The organism is Mitsuokella jalaludinii (assembly GCF_928722185.1).
Lineage (GTDB): Bacteria > Bacillota > Negativicutes > Selenomonadales > Selenomonadaceae > Mitsuokella > Mitsuokella jalaludinii.
The window spans coordinates 1287672-1304962 of sequence record NZ_CAKMXA010000001.1; the positions used below are offsets into that span (position 1 = coordinate 1287672).

Sequence of the window (17291 nt, forward strand, 5' to 3'; positions counted from 1 at the left end):
AAGTATTATTGTAAACGTTTTCTGGAATTGTTTCTATCAAAAAGAAAAGACCAGGTCGCAGCCTGGTCTTCCGTACAGATCCAATCGCTCTCACGAATCCGCCTGCAGCAAAGCGTTGTAGACATCGCGACGCGCAATGCCAAGCGTCTTTGCCGTCTCGCGCATGGCGTCTTTCTTGCCGAGCCCTGCCGCCATGAGCTCGCGGCAGAGCGCGACGGGGTCCTTCTGCTGCACCTCAGGTTCAGTCTCCTCGCCGGAGAAGCCCTCGACGATCAGGACGTACTCGCCGCGCGGCTCCTGCGCGTCGTAATAGTCTGCGAGTTCCTGCAGCGTGCCGCGGTGGAACTCCTCGAAGCGCTTCGTGAGCTCACGACCGAATGCAGCACGGCGTGCGCCCCCGAGGGCAGCTATGAGCTGGCGCAGTGTCGCGCGCAGGTGGTGTGGCGCCTCGTAGAAGATCAGCGTCTCACGGTGATCTTTGACCTCTGCTAGGACTTCCTTCTGCTTCTTGGCCGTCTTGGGCAGGAAGCCGACGAAAGTGAAACGCGTCGTGTCAAGCCCCGAGCAGATCAGGGCTGAAAGCCCCGCATTGCAGCCCGGAAGTGGCGAGACGCGGATGCCCGCCTCGATGGCGAGCATGGCGAGATGGCTCCCCGGGTCGCAGATGCCTGGCAGGCCCGCGTCGCTGACGCAGATCAGGTCGTGGCCCTGCAGCAGCCATTCCACGAGCTCCGGCCCCTTCGTGAATTTATTGTGCTCGTGATAGCTCGTGAGCTTCGTGTGGATGTCGAAATGCGTGAGAAGCTGGCGCGTGTGACGCGTGTCCTCCGCCGCAATGAGCTCGACCTCGCCGAGCATGCGCACAGCGCGGTACGTCATGTCCTCGAGATTGCCGATTGGTGTCGCGCAGAGGTAGAGGGTGCCTGCGGCAGCGCCCCGCTTCTCTTCCTGTTGTTCCTTCATTTGTTTTCTCCTGCATCCTGCATGCCGTAGATGGCAAGGATCTCCTCCGTATAGCTGCCGTCTTCCCGATGCACGATGAGCGGCGGCATGACCTTGAGCCCTCCAGGGGCCGCGCCGACAACGGCTTCGATGAGCATCATGTTCGGCGCCCGGCCCTCCTTCGGCTGCACCATGCGCAGCCGCTTGGGCTCCATCTGATTCTCGTGCATGGCCACGATGATCTCGCCGAGGCGCTCTGGCAAATGGACCATCGCGAAGCGGCCGCCGAACTTCAGCGCGTAGCGCGCAGCCCGCACGACGTCCACAAGCCGCGCCGTGAACTCATGGCGTGCGCGCGCGACGCCGCTCATCTTGTTGACCTGCCCGTGCGCCACGGGGCGGTACGGCGGATTGGCCAGCACGGTGTCGAAGGATTCGGCGGGATAGAGCGTGCGGATCTCGCGGTAGTCGCCCTGCCGGACCGAGATGCGCGCCTCGAGCTCATTCATGTAGACATTGCGCGCCGCGAGCTCCGCCATGACGGGGCTGATCTCCACGGCTTCGACGTGTGCAACCTCATCGGCGATGAGGAGCGGGATGACGCCCGTGCCCGTGCCGAGCTCCAGCACGCGCTGGCGTGAGCGGTAGTGCGGGAAATGCGCAAGGAGGACCGCGTCGAGCGAGAAACAGAATTCCCGCGTGTCCTGGATGATCTTGCGGCCACTCCTCATGAGGTCATCGAGCCGCTCGTGCTCGCGAAGCACTGCCTCTCTCATGACTTCGCATCCTGACGGGCCTGCTCCTTCGGCTGCCCGCTCTCCTGCTTCTCGCGCGGCGCTCTCGGACGGCGCGCATTGTGCGGCCGGCTCTGGCGCTCAGCGCTGCGGTTCTCGCGCGGGCGACGGCTGCGGCGGCTGCGCGAGCTGTGCTCTCTTGCCTGCTCGCTGCTTCCGTTGCTGCCATTACCATTGCTGCCGTTGCGACCGCTGCGGCTGCCGTGCTCGCGTCCCTCGCGGGGGCGGCGGCTGCCCATGCGCTCGCGTTTCGACGGGCGGCGTTCTTCGCGCGGCTCCCGCTTGACCTCAGGCGCCTTTTGCTCCGCGCTCTCGACTTCGACTTCCTGCTCGATGACATCTTCCCACGCAGCGACAACCGTGCGGCTATTGTCGAGCAGGATGGTCGCCGTGCGCCGCTGCTGGTTGAGAGAGATGACCTTGCCTTCCCCATCCACCGTGACGACGCGGCCGCCCTGCTGCGGCGGTTGGATTTTCTTCACCTGCTTCGGGCACTGGCCGCAGTAGCAGTCGCTTTCGTATTTGAGGCAGCACATGAGGCGGCCGCAGATGCCCGAGATCTTCGTCGGGTTTAGTGAGAGATTCTGCTCCTTAGCCATGCGGATGGACACAGGCTCGAAATCCCCTAGGAAAGTCGCGCAGCAGAGCGGCCGCCCGCAGCAGCCGATGCCGCCCATCATCTTGGCCTCATCGCGCACGCCGATCTGGCGCAGCTCGATGCGCGTGCGGAAGACAGAGGCAAGGTCCTTGACGAGGTCGCGGAAGTCAATGCGACCGTCCGCCGTGAAGTAAAAGATAATCTTGTTGAGGTCGAACGTGTACTCAACCGAGACGAGTTTCATGGGAAGGCCGTGCTCGCGGATCTTCTTCTTGCAGATGACGCGCGCCTCTTTCTCATGCTTGCGGTTGTCCTCGACGCGCTGCAGGTCGTGCGCATTCGCGATGCGCTGGATGACCTTGAGCGGCGGGGCATCCGGTGCCGGCTCGATTTCCTCGGGACCCGTGACGACGCGCCCGCACTCCATGCCCCTCGCCGTCTCGACGATGACATGCTGTCCCTTGGCAATCGTGAGCTGCCCGGGGCTGAAATGATAGATCTTGCCCGCTGTCCTGAAGCGGACTCCGATGATTGTCTCCAATATGTTCCTCCTAAATATATCAAAGCGTGCGCAGCGCGATATCGCGCGCACGGATCAAGAAGCCTTCCATCAGAAGGCGCAGATTGACATTGGCCTGCAGGCGCTTCTGCACCTCGCGCAGCTCTCCGAGCAGCGCGAAGACAATGTCCTCCGGATAGCGCGGCAGGAGCTCCAGGAGCTTCGCGCGGATATCCGCATGGTACAAGAGCGCGCTGCCTCCGTCCTCAGCCAGGACGAGAAGATCGCGCAGCATCATGTTGAGATACAGGAACCATTCCCGCAGCGCCTCGCGGTCGCGCGCGCCCATATCGCTGGCGAGCGACCAGACGCGCTCCATGTCGAAGGACGGCAGCTGCGTCAAGAATTCCAGCACCTCGCCGCGCAGGTGCAGGCCTTCGTGCTCGTGAAGCATCAGGGCTCGCCCGGGGCTGCCATCCGACAGAGCGGCGAGTTCCGCGGCCTCCTGCTCTGGCACGCCGCGGTCCAGCAGCACCGGCTTCATCTCCTGCGGCGTGAGCATGCCGAAGGCCATGGGCATGCAGCGCGAGAGGATTGTGTCGAGCAGGGCACTGCGCGCACTCGTGACCAAGATGAAAGTCACGGGGCCTTCCGGCTCCTCGATCGTCTTCAGCAGACTATTCTGCGCCGCTTCATTCATGCGGTCCGCCTCATCGATGAGGACGACGCGCTGCTTGGCGAGCACGGGATAGCGTGAAACCTGCGTCTGCATGGAGCGGATGGCCTCGATGCGGATCTGGGCCGCCGATTTGCCATTCTGCTCTGGCACGACTTCGAGGTAGTCGGGATGCGAGCCGAGCTGCATCGCCCGGCAGGACTCACAGTGGCCGCAGGGGCCTTCCTGCGAGTCGCAGAGTATGGCCGCAGCGAGCACATGGCCGAGCATGCGCTTGCCGATGCCGTCAGGGCCCGCAAAGAGCAGGGCATGCGGCAGGCGCCCCTCGCGCAGCATCGTGCGCAGAGATGCCTTCTGCCCCGCATGACCCGAAATCGCATCCCATCGCAGTCCCATCTCGATTGCCTCCTTCACACGCTTCTCGGCCTTCTGGTCAAGGTAGAGTCATTCTTCTCATTATATCGTCGCCACGTTTTTTTCGCAATGGCGGAGTTCAAAAGCACATGGCTTTACGCGGCTTCAATGACCGGTGGCAGCCTCACTGCTGTGCAGCTTCTCGTGCACCCTGCCGACGTAGCCGCCTGGCAGGATGTGCATGTCGACGAGGATCTCCTGTACGCGCAAGGCCGCATAGAGATTGAAGCGCACATCGGGGTCACGGAGGTCGAGCATGAGCAGCTGCTCGATCTTCTCGCAGCGGTAGCGCACCGTGTTGGCGTGGATGAAGAGGTCGGCTGCCGTTGCTGAGTAGTTGAAGTTCGTCTCCAAGAGCAGTTTGAGCGTCACTAAGAGATCCGCGTCATTCTCGCCGTCGTAGTCGAGCAGACGCCCGAGCGCCGAGCGGCAGAAGGCAAAAGCTGACTCCACGCCGCCCGAGAAGATATTGCTGATGATGCCGCAGTCCTCGTAGCAGCGGAAAAAGCCGTGCTCATGCTTCGTCCGGCCGTAGGACAGCGCCAGGCGCGCCTCCTGATAGCTCTTCTGGATCTCCGGCAGCACGTGCGGATCGCCGAGCCCGCAGTCGAGCCGGACCTGATGGCGCTTCGAGAAATCCTGCTGCCAGTCATGCAGGAGATCCTGCATGACCTTCGCATGCTCGCAGAGCGCCTGGTCGGCGATGCGGTCGACGTCCGGCATGATGACGAGGCCCCTGCCGTTCCAGGTCAAGGGGCAGAGGATGACATCTGTGTAGCGGTGCGCGAGCTGCGCGAGGCTCCCCTTGAAGTCCACCTCCATCTCCGAGACGGAGCGGTCCTCGAACTCGACGAGCATCACGCGGTACGCCTGGCTCTCATCGAGATGGATGCCGTTCCGACGCAGCAGATTCTCGAGGCGGTACTGTATGCCAGAGAACGCATCCGTCAGTATCCCCTCAATGGCACGCTGTATCTCGTTCCCGAGGTCAATCTGGCTGCGCAGGAAATACGCCAGCGCCAGGCGTGCCGGCCTGACCTTCTGAACGAGCTCATCGATGTCCTCTGCCGCCGTGCGGCTGATGAAGAGGAAGAGGCGCAACTCCTCCTGCGGCAGGCTTTCCTGCAACACGAGCAGGCGCCTGTCATGTATGTAATAATACTGTTCGTCTTGAAAAGATGGCATATGGCAGAGGATCTTGCGGATGGATTCCGCCACGGGAATCCGCTCCGGATAGAACTCCCTGCCATTCCCCGTGACCAGCAGGATTGGCTTGCTCAGAATCTTCTTTAAATATTGGCCGAGTCCGTCCGCGCCCTGAACGATACTCGTCTGCAACAGCTCATATGACTTTTGATCCAAAGTATGTTCACCCTTTTCCAAAACCTTTCCTTTCATTATAGCACAGGATTTCCTCTGAGCAGAATAGGTATCCAGCAAAAAAGCAGTGCAGCCTCGTGGACTGCACTGCTGAAAACAAGATTCATTTTTTCGTTTTGGCCTTGTCCTGATGCGGCAGATAGCGGTCAAACAGCGCAATGATGCGGTCCGATGCCGGTGTCAGGAGCATCCAGCTCAGGACGATGCTGCAGATGGAGCCGGAGCCGACGACGACATCCGTCAGCCAGTGTGCCCCCGACATGATGCGCGGCATCGAGAAGACGATGACGACGAACAGGCTCGCCGCGAAGGCCTTCTTGCCGAAATAGCGCAGCATGTAAAAGGTGAAGATCAAGAGCATCATGCCGTGGTCGCCTGGAAAGCTCGTGCTCGACCAGTCCTTGGCCGGCCAGCCCGTGAGCTCGGAGACACGCAGCACGGGCACCCCCTGCAGGGTGAAGAACTTCGTCGCGCTCGGCCGCTCAAAGCCGAGCATCATGTCGAACTGCTTCGCGATCACAGCCGTCACGAGCATCGTCAGGCCGATGCAGAGCATCCAGCGCCTGCCCTTGGCATCCTGCTGGCGGTAGTAGTGGTAGAAGATTCCCAGCATGAAGAGGAAGGCCACTGCATCGAACGGGCGCAGATTCGTGAAGGCCACCAGATAGAGCAGGGCCTGGCTCTGCCCGATCAAATGATTGAAGAAGAAAAAGACCGAGCTGTCGAGTCCATACCAGAAGCCCGTCTGCCCCGGAAGCAGCCAGCTCGCGAAGAGCAGGATACCGAAAATCGTGAAGCCCAGGACACCGAGCCATCGTTTTGTCGTCAAGAAATCATCCTTCTTTCTCGTAAAACCATCGTATCATCATGTGCCATCACTTGGCATTGCGCTTGCTGCGCACATAGCGCAGCGCGGAGAGACCGGCCTCGGCCCCCTCATGAACGGCCTTGGCCACCTGCAGCAGACCGCCCGTGCAGTCACCTGCCGCAAAGAGGCCCGGCACATTCGTCGCCTGATGCACGTCCACCTTGACATCGGCACCGTCGAGCATGGCACCGATCTTGCGCGCCAGCTCCGAGCTGCCCGCCGTGCCGATGGCGAGGAAGAGCCCGTCGAGCGGCAGCACTTCGCCGTCTGCAAAGCGCACGCGCTCGACGCGCCCCGCGCCTTCCGCGGCTGCGATCTTGCCATCGCATACTGCCACATCATCGGGCACCTCCGCCGTCAGCGGCTCGCCGTTCGTCAGCAGCGTAACCATCTCGGCATGCGGCAGCAAGACCTGTGCTTCATGCACGGCATACTCGCCCGAACCGATGACGGCGACTTTCTTGCCGCGGTAAAAAAAGGCATCGCAGATGGCGCAGTAGCTCACACCCTTGCCCTCGAATTCTGCTATCCCCGGTATCGGCAGCGTGCGGCGCGAAGCACCGGCAGCGAGAACGACGGCCGATGCCTCCCACTCGTGCTGACGGGAGGCAGCCTTGAAGCCGTCGAACGTATCGTTGAAGGAGAGCGCCAAGAGCTCCTCCTCGACGATCTCCACGCCGAGGCGTCTGGCACCTGCCGCGCCGCGGCGCAGGAGCTCCTTGCCGGAGATAGGCTCAGCAAAGCCGTAGTAATTCTCGATTTTCTCCGCCTTAGAGAGGCCGCCCGTCTCAATGCCCTTTGTCACAACCGTCACAGAGAGGCCGCCGCGCCTCGCATAGAGCGCTGCTGAGATGCCCGCAGGGCCTGCGCCAATCACCAAAAGATCTGTCTTCTCCATCGTCATCCAGGAACTTCCTTTCTTGCTTTCTTTCTTGCTTTTCTCAATCTCATTTTTCGGTTCCATCATCGTCCATCGTCCGCTATGCGGACGTTTACCCGTCCAGTATAGCAAGTGTCAGGCGCGAAGTCCGTGAGCCAGTCACAAGCGCGGCTCACTCGGCGCGGATGGCCCAGCGCAACTTCGTCGAGTGCGCGCGGCTGTTGTTGTAGCACTCCTCGCGGCTTGGCCGGATGACATCGCGCGCGATGTCCTGGTAGATGCCCTGCTGGTGGAACGCCTTGAACGCCTTCTTGACGATGCGGTCCTCGCCCGAGTGGAACGTCAGGATGGCGGCGCGCCCGCCCGGTGCCAGCGCAAACGGCAGCTTCTCCATGAACTCGTAGAGGACTTCGTACTCGTGGTTGACATCGATGCGCAGGGCCTGGAAGACGCGGGCACTGCTCTTGCGGATGACGTCGCGTCGATCAGGCTGCCTGCCGTCCGCGCCGCGCTGCAGGCGCACCTTCTCGAGAGCCGCCTCGATCACCGCGTAGAGCTCCCGCGTCGTGCGGATGGGCCGACGCTTCTCTGCGCGGACAATCTGGCGCGCGATCTCCTCGGCATACGGCTCATCGGCGTTCTCCTGCATCATGCCGACGAGCTCCGCCTGCGTCATCTCGCGCAGGCGGTCCGCTGCCGAGATGCCCGCCTGCGGGTTGAGGCGCAGGTCGAGCGGGCCGTCCGACTTGTAGGTGAAGCCGCGCTCCGGATTGTCAATCTGCATGGAGGAGACGCCGAGGTCGGCTAGCACGAAGTCAAAAGGGCCGGCCTCCTCTACTAGCTTGTCGATCTCGCAGAAGTTCATCAGGCGGCGTTCCCAGATCTCAGGTCCATAGCCCTTCGCGCGGATGCGCGCCTCCGTCTTGGCCGACTCGATCGGATCGACATCGCCACCGTAGAGGTGGCCTCTGCCCTCGAGCTTCTCGAGCATCGCCATCGTGTGGCCGCCGTAGCCGAGCGTCGCGTCAAAGCCGCGCTCACCCGGCTTTATCGCGAGAATCGCGAGGATCTCCTCGACCATGATGGGGATGTGCGTGCCAGCCGGCGTATTCCCCTTGGCGCGCACGTGAGCGATCTCCTCCCCGTACTTCTCCGGGTTGAGCTCCTTGTATTTCTCCGCGAAGTGGCGCGGATAGCGCCCGCTGTAGTGGATGCGCCGCTTGTGCACTTTCTCCTGCTGCTTGTTTTCGTCCTGTCCTTCCATATCATCCGCCTCTCTTTCTATCTTTCTCTTTTCTCTGTCATGTGATACTATGGTCCAGTATAGCAATGACATTTCCACTCTGTCAAAGGCACGATTGCCAAAATGGTGATTTTCACTCTTGACAGGCCGCCGCAATCCATCTATAATGTATCACATATTAATCATATATGCTTTACAAGCACTTAGCCATCATCCACGATTGCATCAAAGAAAGAAGGTATATCATGGCAAATCCCAATAAAGATTCCGTCGACCTCGCAAAGGACGAGGCCCTGCGCCAGCGCAAGGGCGGGCAGGCCAAGCAGATGATCCTCTGGTTCGCCGCTCTGATTGTCGGCGCCATCCTCGGCTGGCTGCAGGTTCCTGCGCTCAACGAGCTCTTCAACTTCGTGGCCACGGTCTTCACGCGCCTGTTCCAGTTCATCGCCGTGCCGACCATCGCGCTTGCCGTCATCACGACGCTCTCGGCGCTCGGCGCCAAGAAGGACACGGGCCGCATCTTCGCGCATGCCGTCACCTACACGCTGCTGACGACGATTGCCGCCGCTTCCATCGGCCTCATCCTCTACCTCTGGATTGCACCGGGCAATCTGCCGGCTGACCTCATCGGCGCCGGTGCCTCGGACGTCCCGATGCAGAAGCTCGGCTCCCTCTCCTACTACGACCACTTCCTCTCGGTCATCCCGAACAACATGCTGCAGCCGTTCCTCGCCGGCAATGTCCTGTCCGTCATGCTGATTGCCGCGGCCGTCGGCCTCGCGCTCGCCTTCATGCCGAAGACGGAGAACCGCGCCGTGCTCCTCAAAGGCATCCACGGCCTGCAGGAACTCCTCTTCACGCTGATCCGCGCCCTGCTCTGGGCTCTACCGGCTGGCATCCTCGCCTTTGCCGCACAGCTCTCCTCGCAGATCGAAGCCGGCGTCATCGTCGGCGCGCTCGGCAAGTACACGCTCGTCGTGCTCGGCGGCAATGTCATCCAGTTCTTCATCGTCATCCCGCTCTTCCTGCTCGCGCGCGGCCTCAACCCGCTCTACGTCTTCCGCAAGATGGCACCGGCCATCGCCGTCGCGCTCTTCACGAAGAGCTCGGCCGGCACGCTGCCTGTCACGCTAGCCTCTGCTGAAGCGCGCCTCAAGGTCAACCCGCGCGTCTCGCGCTTCGTCCTGCCGATCTGCACGACGATCAACATGAACGGCTGCGCAGCCTTCATCCTCGTCACGTCGCTGTTCGTCATGCAGAACGCCGGCTTTGACCTCTCGATCGGCACCATGATCACGTGGCTCTTCGTCGCCGTCCTCGCCGCCATCGGCAACGCCGGCGTCCCGATGGGCTGCTACTTCCTGACGCTCTCGCTCATGAGCTCCCTCGGTGCACCGCTCGGCCTCATGGGTGTCATCCTGCCGATCTACACGATCATCGACATGATCGAGACGGCCGAGAACGTCTGGTCCGACTCCGCCGTCTGCGCGATGACCGACCACGACCTCCAGGGCAAGATCGAAGATTCCCGCGGCGAAGCCGTCGAGGCCTGAGCCCGTAAAAAAAGTCCCATCCATCAGATACTGCTATCTGATGGATGGGATTTTTTCATTTTTCATGCACGCATATCAGCGCGCCTTGAAGAGCCCCGGATTTCCCTCGGGCATCAGCGTCAGGATGAAGTCGCCGGCAGCGTACGGTGCGAGCTCGTAGGCGCTGTAGTAGACGCGGATACCGCCTCCGGGCAACATGATCCAGACCGTGGACTGATCCCAGTCGAGGTACGGGTAGATGGACTCAAGTTGCGCGTCGATCGTGCGCCGGAATGTCTCATCTTCGCGCCCCGGATACTGCGCGCGAAACGCCGCCGCCACAGCCGTCAGGAAGGCCCTTCGGCTCGTGACGATATCGCGAAGCGTGATGGGCTCGCCCGTCCGGAGATCCAAATTCCAGCTCTGATAGGCGTGATTCGGATGCGCGCCGCCCGTATAGGACTCCGTGCGCGTGCAGAAACTCAGCACCGCATCGTCGACGCGTCCCCAGCCCGCGATGGCATGGCCCATGTAATACGGCGCATACATCGGGATGCCGTTCTCCTCGGTGAAGTGCACGGCATTCCTGAGCATCTTCTCGTCGCCTGCCCAGCGCGTGCACTCCGCATCATTCCAGCGCGCTAGCGACCGGCGCAGCGCATAGCTTGCCCCAGGCTTTGCGGCCAGTTCAAGGTATTTGCCTGTATGGAGCTCCCTGCCCTGATAGTCCCTGAGTGCCACATTGTGCTGGCGCACTGTCACGAGAGCATTCCCAGCAACCTCTTGGATATGCTCCTGCCTCTCGGCCGCTGCCGATGCCGCCTCAGCGGCCTGCAAGCAATCTGGCACAGCGCTGACCGCCGAGATCACGCTGCCCGCACCGACAAGCAAGGCGATGGCCAGCGTGCGACCAAGTTTTTCCCCCATATCTTTCATGATAATCACCTCTTCTCAACATACATACTTCCTTACTGAGTAATTCGCGCTACTGACAAAAAACTCCTGCCGGCCCCGCATTGCGGAGCGGCAGGAGTTTTTTGTCAGTAGCGCTGGCGATCCTTGAGCGCGCGCTCGATCTCGCGCTTGGCGGCCTTCTCGTGGAGGTCCTGGCGCTTGTCGTAGTTGTGCTTACCGGAGGCCAGTGCAATCTCCATCTTGGCCCGGCCGTGCTTGAAGTAGATCTTGAGCGGCACGAGCGTGAAGCCCTTCTCACGGGTCTTGGCGAAGAGCTTCACGATCTCGGCCTTGTGCATCAGGAGCTTCCTGCGGCGCAGGGGATCGTGGTTGAAGATATTGCCCTGGTCGTACGGGCTGATGTGGAGATTCTCGACGAAGAGCTCGCCATCCTGGATGCTCGCATAGCTGTCCTTGAGGTTGGCGCGGCCTGCGCGCAGGGACTTCACTTCTGTTCCCTGCAGCGCGATGCCGGCTTCGTATGTCTCGTGTATGAAGTAATCATGGCGTGCCTTGCGGTTCTCGCAGACCGTCTTGATACCTGCATTCTTTCTTCCCATTTATCTCACCTGAGTGGTTTCATTGGTCTTATTTATTGGACGTCGTGCCGCCCTCTGTCTTGCGGTGCGGGCGCGGGCGGTGCTTCGGGGCGGCCTTCGCCTTCTCGGCGCGCGCCTCCTCGCGCAGCTTGCGCTCATGGTATCCCGGCGGGTCCGGCCAGACGGCGCTGTTGAGGCCCGTCACCGTGACGCGATGGTAGTCGCGCTCCCCGCGGCCGTTCTCGCGGTCACGGCGCTCCTGGCGGTTACCGGAACGCTCCCTGCCCTTGCCGTGATCGCGCTCGCGTTTCTCACGCTTCTCGCGCGGGGCGCGGCCATGGTCCGGGCGCGAGAGCTTCTCGCCCGAGGCGCCGCGGTTCTTCTTGCCGTGGCTGCGCTTCTTCTTCGGCTTCTCCTCGCCCTCTGCTGCTGGCAAATCCGCGATGATGTCGTCGACGGGACGGCGTGCCGGACGCTTCTTGACCTCCTGGCGGCCGCCCTTGTCCGCCTTGCCGTTCTTGTCGTTCTTATCGACCTTGTCGGTCTTCGCCGGCTTCGGCCCCTTATTGCGGCCGCCGCGCACGGCATTCCTCATCGCGAGCGGGTCATAGGCGCCGTTGTCCTTGAGCACGAAGTCGAGATTGCGCTCTTCGACATTCGCGCGCACGAGCAGGACTTCGACCTCATCGCCGAGGCGGTACGCCTTATTCGTGCGCTCGCCGACCATCGCGAACTGCTCTTCGCGGTACTCGTAGTAATCGTTGACCATCGTCGAGACGTGGACGAGTCCCTCGACGCCATTGTCGAGCTCGACAAAGATGCCGAAAGCCGTGACACCGCTGATGATGCCGGTGAACTCCTCGCCGACGAACTGCGCCATGTACTCGATCTTCTTCATGTCCGTCGTCTCGCGCTCCGCTTCGATCGCGATGCGCTCGCGCTCCGAAGCGTGATCGGCGATCTCCGGCAGCATCGTGCGAAGCTTCGCCTGGCGCTCAGCCGGGATGCTGCCCGTCGCGAACGTCTCGCGCAGCAGGCGGTGCACGATGAGATCCGGATAGCGGCGAATCGGCGAGGTGAAGTGCGTGTAGTAACGCGCGGCCAAGCCGAAGTGGCCGAGGCTCATGTCGCTGTAGCGCGCCTGCTGCATCGAGCGCAGGGCCACCGTGCTGATGATGCGCTCCTCCGGCTTGCCCTTGACCTTCTCGAGCACCTGCTGGACGTCCATCGGCTTGATGTCACCCGTCTCCGACTGGTGGACGAAGAGGCCGAAGGCGCCGAGCAGGCTGTTGAGGCGCTCGATCTTCTCATCCGACGGCTGCTCGTGCACGCGGTACATGAACGGCTGCTGCTTCGTGTCCATGTGACGCGCCACCGTCTCATTGGCGATCAGCATGCACTCCTCGATGATGGACTCCGCCAGCGAGCCCTCGCGCTTGATGAGCGCGACGGGATGGCCCTTGTCGTCGAGCTTGACCTTGACCTCCGGCACATCGAAATCAATGGAGCCGCGGCGATGCCGCTTGGCCTTGAGAACATGGCGCAGTGCTTCAAGCGTCTCGAGCATCTCGCGGATGTCCTGGTTGTCCGAGAGGAACGGCTCTGCCTTGTCGACGAGGACCTTGTTGACAATGTTGTAGGTCAGACGGCGGTAGACGTGGATGACAGTCGGCACGATCTCGTAGCTCGTGACCTCGCCCTCCGGCGAGATCTGCATCTCACAGGCCATCGCGAGGCGGTCGACGCCGGCGTTGAGGCTGCAGATGCCATTGCTGAGCTCCTTCGGCAGCATCGGGATGACGCGGTCGACGAGATAGACACTCGTGCCGCGCTCGCGTGCCTCGCGGTCGAGCGGCTGATTCTCACGCACATACCAGCTGACATCGGCGATGTAGACGCCGAGGAAGAAGGAACCGTCCGGATTGCGGCGCGCAAAGACGCCGTCATCGAGGTCCTTCGAATCCTCGCCATCGACCGTGACGATCGGCAGGTCGCGGCGGTCGCGGCGGCCTCTGTACTCCTCCGGCGAGGGCTCCTGCTCCACGTTATCGGCTGCCTCCTGCACGTCCTCGGGGAACGTCTCCGAGAGGTCGTACTGGCGCATGACCGAAAGAACGTCGACGCCCGGGTCGCCGACCTTGCCGAGCACCTCGATGACCTTGCCCTCCGCATTGCGGCGGCGGTCCGGCCACTTCGTGATCTCGACGACGACCTTGCTGCCCGTCTTCGCGCCGCGGAAGGCCTTCTTGGGCACGAAAATATCCTGGCTGAGCTTCGTGTTGTCCGGCGTCACGAAGCCGAACGTCTTGCTGCTCTCGAAGGTGCCGACGATCTTCTCGTTCGCGCGCTCGAGGATGCGGATGATCTCGCCCTCGCGCGAGCGCCCTTCCTCCTGAGCTGGTGTCACGCGGGCGACGACGCGGTCGCCGTGCATGGCTGTATTGAGGTCTGCGCCCGGCACGAAGACATCCGTCTCCTCTTCGGAATCGCGCACATCCGGGATGATGAAGCCAAAGCCCTTGGCCGTCATCGAGAGGCGGCCGACGACGAGGTGCATGCGGCTCGGGATGCCGTAGAGGTCGCTGCGATTCTTGATGATCGCGCCCTCTTTTTCCAATTCTTCAAGCGCTGCATCGAACTGTACGAGGTCCTCCGGCGTCAGCTGCATCCCGTCGGCCAGCTCCTCGGCCGGCAGCGGGCGGTACGCCTCTTCATGCATGTACGCTAAAATTCGTTCTTTTAAATCCATACTCTTTTCTCCAACAATCTGTCTATCCGTTTCTTCTCATCAGGTCTTTGCCTGTTCTATCGATCCGCTTCTGCCCCGCCGCCGGCAAGCGCCCCGATAAAAGCGGCCGACTCCGAGAATACGATATCCCTCTCTTCGCCGAGCGGTATCAGGTGGCCCGACGATTTGAGCCAGACGAGCCTCTTCTGCGCGCTGCCCAGATTCTCCCGGATGTAGATGGCGCTCTCCGCATCCGCCGTCCTGTCGTTGAGGCTGTGCAGGATGAGCGCCGGGAGCTTGAGGCCCGGCAGGGCCGCCTTCGTGCGCTCGATGAGCGCGAGCATCTCGTAGACGCCCTCGAGGGGCATGAAGCGGTACGTGTGGTTGACGGCAGGCGGCACATCCCTGAGGCGCCGTCTCGCCTTGGGGACGAACTTGCCGCGGCAGAGCTCGCGCGGCGGCAGCTGTGCGATGCCGCGCTCTTCTGCGATGTAGATGGGCGCCGCCATCGAGATGACGCCGGCGAGGCCCGTATCCCTGCCAGATTTCTCGGCTGCCAGCAGCAGGGCGAGCAGGCCGCCCATCGAATGACCAGCCACGACGATGCGCTCGCACGAGCCCCTGAGCATGGCATAGCCGTCGCGGACTGAATCGAGCCAGTCCTCCGCCGTCATGCGGCTCATGTCCTCGACTGTCGTACCGTGGCCAGCCAGCCGCACGCCGAGGACGGTGCAACCCCGCTGCTGCAAGTACTCCCCCATCATCGAGAGCTCCGCTGGCAGCCCCGTAAAGCCATGGACGAGCAGGACTCCCGTGCTGCCTCCCGGGAGGAAAAAGGGCTCTGCCCCTTCCATGATCATGGCAAGCACCCCCTATGCAAGAAAATTTCCCCTGCCGGAGAGCAGGGGATGATCATCATCATATCAGTTCGTCATACGTGCAATCACGATGGTGATGACCGCAAACAGAATGGCGAAGACGACCGTCACGCGAGCGAGCAACGCGTCCATGCCGCGCGCCTTGCTCGAGAAGACGGTATCCGCACCGCCGCCCATGCCGCCCATGCCGGCGGATTTGGCTTCCTGTCCGAGGATCGATGCAATCAGGATGATGCAGACAATCGCATCGAGTATCATTAAAATGGTAAGCAAAAGATTGGCCCCCTTAAAAATGCGGAATAAATTACTCCTTTATCATACCATACAATGCATTCCCTCCGCAATAAAAATGGCTGAAACCTTTGCTACACAGAGGTTCCAGCCATCTTCATGCTTGTCGTTGTGCGTCCGTTACTGCATCGTATGCCTCATTCCCTTCCCCGCAGCGTTCAGTTGCCCCGCATCTCTGACGAGTTCTCGCTTTTCTGGCGGGAGAGAGGAATGCCATTATAGCACTTACTTGAATATTTTGCGGAAAAATAAACGGTCTTGTCATCTGCTTCAGCCACGACATACGCGCCATGTACCATGTACATGTAATCATCGCTGCAATGGCGACTGCCACCTGGCTTCGGCGTCATCGTATCCAGCCAACCCATAGATACTCCTCCTTTTATTTATTCCAATTCTTTCTTTATTGTATCACATTGTAACAGTATTCTCAATCGTTTTGTAGAATTTTTTTAAGCTGTACAGCCTATCTCTCCGTAGCGGACACAAAAGGCCACCGGCTCTGCCGGTGGCCTCTTCTCGGTCAACGAGATAGACCAGGATATGCGCTATCCTGCAATCAGATCTTGTAGACGCGGATCATGTTCGTGTTGTTGCCGACGCTCGTCTTGCTCTGGAGCTTGATGCCGGACGTGATGATCGTCGTGTCGCCGCGCTTCACGAAGCCGTCCTTGACAGCTGCGGAAACAGCGTTCGCAATCATCTCGTCGACGTCCTTCCACTGCGTGCCGAGGATCGGGTATACGCCCCAACGGAGGTTGAGCTGGCGGACGACCTTCTCATGCGGCGTGTAGGCAACGATAGCTGCTTTCGGACGGTAACGGGATACGATCTTCGTCGTGTAGCCGCTGTCGGTCGGCGTGATGATAGCCGGGACATCGAGCTCGTAAGCCATCTGTACCGTAGCATGTGCGACGGCGCGCGTGCGGCTCTGGCTGTGCTCGAAGCCGCGCTCAACGAAGAGATTCTTGTACTCGAGGGATTCCTCGATGCGGCAAGCGATGCGGTTCATCGTGGAAACAGCCTCGACCGGGTAATCGCCGGAAGCCGTCTCGCCGGAGAGCATGATGGCATCCGTACCATCGAGGATAGCGTTGCCGACATCGGAGACCTCAGCGCGCGTCGGGCGCGGGTTGCGCTCCATGGAGTCGAGCATCTGCGTAGCGACGATGACCGGCTTGCCAGCCTTGTTGCACTTGCGGATGATCTCTTTCTGGATCAGCGGAACGTCCTCGGCCGGAACCTCAACGCCGAGGTCACCGCGAGCGACCATGATGCCGTCGGAGACTTCGAGAATCGCATCGAAGTTCTTGACGCCTTCGAGGTTCTCGATCTTCGGCATGATCTCCATGTGGCCATTGTGCTCCTCGATGAGCTTGCGGATGGCCAGGACGTCCTCCGGACGCTGGATAAAGGAAGCAGCGACGAAATCGAGGTCCTGCTCGCAGCCGAAGATGATGTCCTTCGCATCCTGCTCCGAGATCGGCGGCAGGCCGAGGGATACGCCCGGAGCAGCGACGCGCTTCTTCGTGCTCATCTTGCCGCTGTTCTGGATCGTCGTGATGATGTCCTTGCCGCGGATCTCATCGACCTTGAGTGCTACGAGGCCATCAGAGAGGAGCAGCGTGTCACCCGGCTTGACTTCCGTGTAGAGTCCTTTGTGGTTGACGGAGACATGCGTCTCATCGCCCGGGATGTCCTCATACGTCAGCGTGAACTGATTGCCCTTCTCGAGCATGACCTTGCCGTCCTTGAACTCGCCGAGGCGCATCTCCGGTCCCTTCGTATCGAGAATCAGGGAAATGACCTTGCCGGCCTTCTTGGCAGCCTCGCGCACCATGTTGATGCGGTTGAGGTGCTCTGCGTGGTCACCATGGGAGAAGTTAAAGCGTGCACAGTTCATGCCGTTTGCAATCAGTGCATCGACTACGCCCGGTCTCTCCGTAGCAGGACCCTGCGTGCAGATAATTTTCGTCTTCTTTAACATGTGATAATCCCCACCTATTCTTTTAGTACCCTACTATCTATTCAGACAGATGCCGCCGCGCACCGAACCGCTGCAGCATCATGTCTCG

At 61.1% G+C, this 17291-nt stretch carries 16 protein-coding genes; 1 reads left to right on the forward strand and 15 read right to left on the reverse strand.

Going from position 1 to position 17291, the window contains the following annotated elements; all coding sequences use genetic code 11:
• Positions 1–90: 90 nt before the first annotated feature.
• The 8 genes from rsmI to rsmH form a co-directional block, all read right to left on the reverse strand.
• Positions 91–963, reverse strand: a complete 873-nt coding sequence (gene rsmI / locus QDI87_RS06105; protein ID WP_270527743.1) for a 16S rRNA (cytidine(1402)-2'-O)-methyltransferase — start codon at positions 961–963, stop codon at positions 91–93.
• Entirely contained in the window at positions 960–1718 is a 759-nt protein-coding gene (locus tag QDI87_RS06110) for a tRNA1(Val) (adenine(37)-N6)-methyltransferase (RefSeq protein ID WP_036374207.1), read from the reverse strand. Before QDI87_RS06110 ends, rsmI begins: the two co-directional genes overlap by 4 nt.
• Positions 1715–2875 carry a PSP1 domain-containing protein gene (locus QDI87_RS06115; RefSeq protein WP_278742526.1) on the reverse strand — a complete coding sequence of 387 codons (1161 nt, stop codon included), beginning with the start codon at positions 2873–2875 and terminating at the stop codon, positions 1715–1717. The genes QDI87_RS06110 and QDI87_RS06115 overlap by 4 nt, the downstream gene beginning before the upstream one ends.
• Positions 2876–2894: 19 nt before the next feature.
• Positions 2895–3905, reverse strand: a complete 1011-nt coding sequence (gene holB, locus QDI87_RS06120; protein ID WP_051652147.1) for a DNA polymerase III subunit delta' — start codon at positions 3903–3905, stop codon at positions 2895–2897.
• 123 nt (positions 3906–4028) lie between these two features.
• Positions 4029–5285, reverse strand: a complete 1257-nt coding sequence (locus tag QDI87_RS06125) for a PucR family transcriptional regulator (RefSeq protein ID WP_036374212.1) — start codon at positions 5283–5285, stop codon at positions 4029–4031.
• A 121-nt stretch (positions 5286–5406) separates the two neighbouring features.
• Entirely contained in the window at positions 5407–6132 is a 726-nt protein-coding gene (locus QDI87_RS06130) for a phosphatase PAP2 family protein (protein ID WP_248617133.1), read from the reverse strand.
• A gap of 46 nt (positions 6133–6178) precedes the next feature.
• Positions 6179–7075, reverse strand: coding sequence for an NAD(P)/FAD-dependent oxidoreductase (locus tag QDI87_RS06135; protein WP_081828380.1), 897 nt, complete (start codon positions 7073–7075; stop codon positions 6179–6181).
• A gap of 148 nt (positions 7076–7223) precedes the next feature.
• Positions 7224–8315: a 16S rRNA (cytosine(1402)-N(4))-methyltransferase RsmH gene (rsmH, locus tag QDI87_RS06140; RefSeq protein WP_270527737.1), complete on the reverse strand. Its 1092-nt coding sequence runs from the start codon at positions 8313–8315 to the stop codon at positions 7224–7226.
• 224 nt (positions 8316–8539) lie between these two features.
• On the opposite strand from rsmH, the gene QDI87_RS06145 reads away from it, so the two are divergent.
• Entirely contained in the window at positions 8540–9847 is a 1308-nt protein-coding gene (locus QDI87_RS06145; protein ID WP_270527736.1) for a dicarboxylate/amino acid:cation symporter, read from the forward strand.
• 75 nt (positions 9848–9922) lie between these two features.
• Here QDI87_RS06145 and QDI87_RS06150 read toward each other — a convergent pair whose 3' ends face one another.
• From QDI87_RS06150 to pyk, 7 genes are all read right to left on the reverse strand, one after another.
• Positions 9923–10762, reverse strand: a complete 840-nt coding sequence (locus QDI87_RS06150) for an RsiV family protein (RefSeq protein ID WP_278742529.1) — start codon at positions 10760–10762, stop codon at positions 9923–9925.
• 104 nt (positions 10763–10866) lie between these two features.
• The gene (gene smpB, locus QDI87_RS06155) at positions 10867–11340 is read right to left on the reverse strand and encodes an SsrA-binding protein SmpB (RefSeq protein WP_036374220.1); all 474 of its coding nucleotides are present in this window, start codon (positions 11338–11340) and stop codon (positions 10867–10869) included.
• A 28-nt stretch (positions 11341–11368) separates the two neighbouring features.
• Complete coding sequence (gene rnr / locus QDI87_RS06160; RefSeq protein WP_036374222.1) at positions 11369–14068, reverse strand: ribonuclease R; 2700 nt, start codon at positions 14066–14068, stop codon at positions 11369–11371.
• 56 nt (positions 14069–14124) lie between these two features.
• Complete coding sequence (locus QDI87_RS06165; RefSeq protein WP_036374224.1) at positions 14125–14907, reverse strand: alpha/beta hydrolase; 783 nt, start codon at positions 14905–14907, stop codon at positions 14125–14127.
• A 63-nt stretch (positions 14908–14970) separates the two neighbouring features.
• The gene (secG, locus tag QDI87_RS06170) at positions 14971–15183 is read right to left on the reverse strand and encodes a preprotein translocase subunit SecG (protein WP_005841344.1); all 213 of its coding nucleotides are present in this window, start codon (positions 15181–15183) and stop codon (positions 14971–14973) included.
• 191 nt (positions 15184–15374) lie between these two features.
• A complete protein-coding gene (locus QDI87_RS06175) occupies positions 15375–15584 on the reverse strand; it encodes a hypothetical protein (protein WP_036374228.1) in 210 nt (69 codons plus the stop codon).
• Positions 15585–15775: 191 nt separating this feature from the next.
• Positions 15776–17203: a pyruvate kinase gene (pyk, locus tag QDI87_RS06180; RefSeq protein ID WP_036374230.1), complete on the reverse strand. Its 1428-nt coding sequence runs from the start codon at positions 17201–17203 to the stop codon at positions 15776–15778.
• Positions 17204–17291: the final 88 nt, after the last annotated feature.

Coding starts and splice junctions, on each gene's coding strand:
- rsmI (WP_270527743.1), bottom strand. CDS start 963: ATGAAGGAACAACAGGAAGAGAAGCGGGGCGCTGCCGCAGGCACCCTC.
- QDI87_RS06110 (WP_036374207.1), bottom strand. CDS start 1,718: ATGAGAGAGGCAGTGCTTCGCGAGCACGAGCGGCTCGATGACCTCATG.
- holB (WP_051652147.1), bottom strand. CDS start 3,905: ATGGGACTGCGATGGGATGCGATTTCGGGTCATGCGGGGCAGAAGGCA.
- QDI87_RS06135 (WP_081828380.1), bottom strand. CDS start 7,075: ATGACGATGGAGAAGACAGATCTTTTGGTGATTGGCGCAGGCCCTGCG.
- rsmH (WP_270527737.1), bottom strand. CDS start 8,315: ATGGAAGGACAGGACGAAAACAAGCAGCAGGAGAAAGTGCACAAGCGG.
- QDI87_RS06145 (WP_270527736.1), top strand. CDS start 8,540: ATGGCAAATCCCAATAAAGATTCCGTCGACCTCGCAAAGGACGAGGCC.
- QDI87_RS06150 (WP_278742529.1), bottom strand. CDS start 10,762: ATGAAAGATATGGGGGAAAAACTTGGTCGCACGCTGGCCATCGCCTTG.
- smpB (WP_036374220.1), bottom strand. CDS start 11,340: ATGGGAAGAAAGAATGCAGGTATCAAGACGGTCTGCGAGAACCGCAAG.
- rnr (WP_036374222.1), bottom strand. CDS start 14,068: ATGGATTTAAAAGAACGAATTTTAGCGTACATGCATGAAGAGGCGTAC.
- QDI87_RS06165 (WP_036374224.1), bottom strand. CDS start 14,907: ATGATCATGGAAGGGGCAGAGCCCTTTTTCCTCCCGGGAGGCAGCACG.
- secG (WP_005841344.1), bottom strand. CDS start 15,183: ATGATACTCGATGCGATTGTCTGCATCATCCTGATTGCATCGATCCTC.
- QDI87_RS06175 (WP_036374228.1), bottom strand. CDS start 15,584: ATGGGTTGGCTGGATACGATGACGCCGAAGCCAGGTGGCAGTCGCCAT.
- pyk (WP_036374230.1), bottom strand. CDS start 17,203: ATGTTAAAGAAGACGAAAATTATCTGCACGCAGGGTCCTGCTACGGAG.